4 protein-coding genes are annotated in these 3,686 nt (G+C 29.3%); 2 read left to right on the forward strand and 2 right to left on the reverse strand.

What is annotated here, in order from left to right:
* Window positions 1-754, reverse strand: a 754-nt coding sequence (locus tag Q0649_RS09155; RefSeq protein WP_298840577.1) for a nitrilase-related carbon-nitrogen hydrolase, incomplete at its 3' end; no start/stop codon positions are given.
* 504 nt (window positions 755-1,258) lie between these two features.
* On the opposite strand from Q0649_RS09155, the gene Q0649_RS09160 reads away from it, so the two are divergent.
* Window positions 1,259-1,687 (forward strand): NfeD family protein, encoded by a 429-nt coding sequence (locus Q0649_RS09160; protein WP_298840581.1) that lies wholly within the window; start codon window positions 1,259-1,261, stop codon window positions 1,685-1,687.
* Window positions 1,688-1,717: 30 nt separating this feature from the next.
* The gene (locus Q0649_RS09165; protein WP_298840583.1) at window positions 1,718-2,731 is read left to right on the forward strand and encodes an SPFH domain-containing protein; all 1,014 of its coding nucleotides are present in this window, start codon (window positions 1,718-1,720) and stop codon (window positions 2,729-2,731) included.
* A 29-nt stretch (window positions 2,732-2,760) separates the two neighbouring features.
* Here Q0649_RS09165 and Q0649_RS09170 read toward each other — a convergent pair whose 3' ends face one another.
* Complete coding sequence (locus Q0649_RS09170; RefSeq protein WP_298840586.1) at window positions 2,761-3,369, reverse strand: flavin reductase family protein; 609 nt, start codon at window positions 3,367-3,369, stop codon at window positions 2,761-2,763.
* Window positions 3,370-3,686: the final 317 nt, after the last annotated feature.

Genomic DNA, 3,686 nt, shown 5'->3' on the forward strand with positions numbered 1-3,686 from the left:
CTTTTAATAATAAACCATTTTCACTAATTAAAAGATGACCACTGAAAACTAAATCCGTAGAAGATTCAAAAACACCAGAGGATGCATATAAATAAGAACACATACATCTTGCACTTTGAGATGTTACCAAGGACTTCCTGTAATCAGCCTTACTAACTAATTCATTAGATGCAGATAGGTTAGCAATTATATTTGCACCCTGAAGAGTTAAGTAACTACTTGGAGGAATGGTAACCCAAAGATCTTCACAAATTTCAAAACCAAATTTAATATTTCCACAAGTAAATAATAAGTTTGTTCCAAAAGGAATTCCGTCTGCAAAAGAAAGATTTACGGTTTTGTTTATTATGCCAAGCCCCTCGGCAAACCATCTTTTCTCATAGAACTCGGAGTAATTAGGAATATAACTTTTTGGTACTATTCCTAAAAGCTTTCCATTAAATATTATATAAGCGCAATTATATAGACAATCATTAAAGTAGAGCGGAGATCCAACTGCAATTAATATATCTTTATTTTCAGAAAATTCACATAAAGATTTAATTGCATCTTCGGATTTTTCAATTAGTTGATGTTGTAAAAATAAATCTGCACAGGTGTAAGCTGTTATGCAAAGTTCTGGGAAAACTATAAATTTTGATTTTTCCACGTAGGCCTGGTTAATACATTTTTGTATGTTAGTCAAGTTGAATTCTATATCTGCCACATTTACTATTGGACAAGCAGCAGAAACCTTTATAAAAGAAGTTTCCAAACTAATTCACGACCTTTCTTTGGTTTTTCAATATAGTATATGCAAATATTAGTTTATATAATAAATATTCAGTAAAATTATATCATTATTTTGAATACATTAGTAGAAGCGTTAAAGATTATTTTACCAATGTCTAATTTTTTACTTAATATTTACAATCATGATGATAACTTCCATGGTACGTATTATTGCGCATATGAGAGTAAATGTATGATATAATGCGATAAAATAGCAAAAATGTATATGAAATTATATAGTATACTAAAATAAAACTTTATAAAGTTTAGGATATACAATATAATGTAAATATAGCATTAGAGAAATTAACCAGTTAAATTTGTAAAAGATGAATATTATTCATAAATAATGTACAGTAATAAATATTGTCTTTGAAACATAATAAAGTTGTATTATAAAATTCATAAAAGTTATATAATTAGGGTATAGATTAATAGTGACATAAGTTATTAAAGTTAATAAATTATATTCGTAAGGGGGTACAATATGGTCTGGACGCCGATGATATTTTGGATAGTGTTGGCAATAGTGGCATTAGCTATTGATATTACAACTAGTAGTTTTATGTTTGTATGGTTTGCTGTAGGAGCACTCGGAGCAATTATTTCTATAGGACTTGATGCATCAATAATTGTTCAAGTGATTATTTTTGTAGCAGTTAGTGGAGTGGTTATGTCTATAGGTTATCCTATAGTTAAGAAAACTATAAAAAAAACTGTGACAAAAACTTTGACTATGGAAGAAGGATATATAGGTAAAGAATTTACAATAACAAAAGATATTGATGAAAAAGGAAATATTAAGTTTCAAGGAATTTATTGGACTGTTAAAAATGATGGCGAACCTTTAAAAAAAGGTGATTTAGTTCGAGTTACTGGTATTGAAGGAAATAAACTGGTAATAGCTAAAGCATAAATTATATTAAAATTTGAGGAGGAATTTGTTATGGCAGGGATTATAGGTTTAGTTTTATTGTTATTAATAGTTGTTATGATTTTAACATCTATTAAGATTGTTAATACAGGGTATGTGCTTCTAATAGAAAGATTTGGTCAGTTTCACAGGATATTAGAACCCGGTTGGCATTTTACAATTGTATTTGCAGATTTCGTTCGTAGAAAAATTTCTACTAAGCAACAAATATTAGATATACAACCACAGAATGTTATAACTAAAGATAATGTAAATATATCAATTGATAATGTTATATTTTATAAAGTTATTAATTCAAGAGATGCAGTGTATAACATTGAAGATTACAAATCAGGTATCGTGTACTCAACTATTACTAATATGAGAAATATTGTAGGAGATATGACACTCGATGAGGTATTATCAGGAAGAGATAGAATAAATTCTAGGCTTCTTGAAATAATAGATGAAATCACGGATGCTTATGGAATAAAGATATTATCAGTAGAAATTAAAAACATTGTTCCACCAGGTGAAATTCAACAAGCAATGGAAAAACAAATGAGAGCAGAAAGAGATAAGAGAGCATTTATTCTTACAGCTGAAGGCGAAAAACAAAGTTTAATTGAAAAAGCAGAAGGACATAAGCAAGCTCAAATATTAAATGCAGAAGCTGAAAAACAAGCAACTATTAGACGTGCAGAAGGACTTAAAGAATCACAACTATTAGAAGCAGAAGGTAAAGCAAGAGCTATAGAGACTATTGCAATTGCAGAAGCAGGTGCTATAAGAAAAGTAAATACAGCTATAATTGAGTCTGGCACAAATGAAACTGTAATAGCATTAAAACAGATAGAAGCACTTAAAGAATTGGCTAAGAGCCCAGCTAATAAGCTTATACTTCCAAATGAAATATTATCAAGTTTTGGTAGTATATCGGCAATAGGCGAAATGTTAAGAATGGATAAGAAGTCTGAAAATAAAGTGGTACCAGCGAAAGTTGTACCTAATAAATCAATGCCAAATCAATCAATACCAAAACAATAAAAATAAACATAAAAAGAAAGTCTGAGAAATCAGGCTTTCTTTTTATGTTTAGAATTTACGTTTTTAGTTTTGCTTTTTTTCTGAACTGAGTAACCAAATTTACCTAGAGGTTTAGAATTAACGCTAAAATATTCTCCGTGAGAATAGGTAATGAGATCTGCCTTCTCAAAATGTATCTTTCCAAGAGCATCTATTAAATTATTATCAACGTGAGTATTTACTATTTCAGCTAAAAATAGATCGTGGGTACCTAAAGGGGTAATACTTTTAACTTTGCACTCTAAAGATATTGGGCATTCAGATAGTATTGGAGCTATAAAATCTTTTGCGTTATCCACTTTAAAGTTCATTTCCTGAATTTTATCTACTTGTTTACCAGAGCGTACTCCGCAATAGTCAACTTCACGAACCATGTTGGAGGTAGGTAAATTTACTGCAAAGTAGCCACTTTCTTTTATGTAATCGTACGATAGCCTCTCAGGCCTTATAGCTACAGTTATCATAGGCGGTTTTGTACAAGCCATTCCTATCCATGCTACTGTAAAAACATTTATTTTACCTTCTTTATTCTTTGAAGTTATAAGTACCACGGGAACAGGATTTAACATTGCGCTACCTTTAAATATAGTTTTTATCATGTATTTCCACCTCTATATTTTTAACATACTTTATAAGCTATGTTTCTCATTTTGTATAACATTATATATTATACAATACCTTAAAAGATTTATACAGTCTCGAATGTTTGTTAAAAAAGCATAAAAAGAAGGTATTATTAATAATATAAAATAATTTTATAAATTTTACCATATTCAATAGTAATAATTTTATAATAATATGGTATAATAATTTATAGTGCGAGCTGCGAAGCAGCACGTTAATGCGTGTTGTTTCCTCTTTAGAATGGAAGTAATTCTATTTTCATTAGTAAGCTATTAACATACAGTAGGAAAAT

It is taken from the genome of uncultured Clostridium sp. (assembly GCF_937920395.1).
Taxonomy (GTDB): domain Bacteria; phylum Bacillota; class Clostridia; order Clostridiales; family Clostridiaceae; genus Clostridium_AD.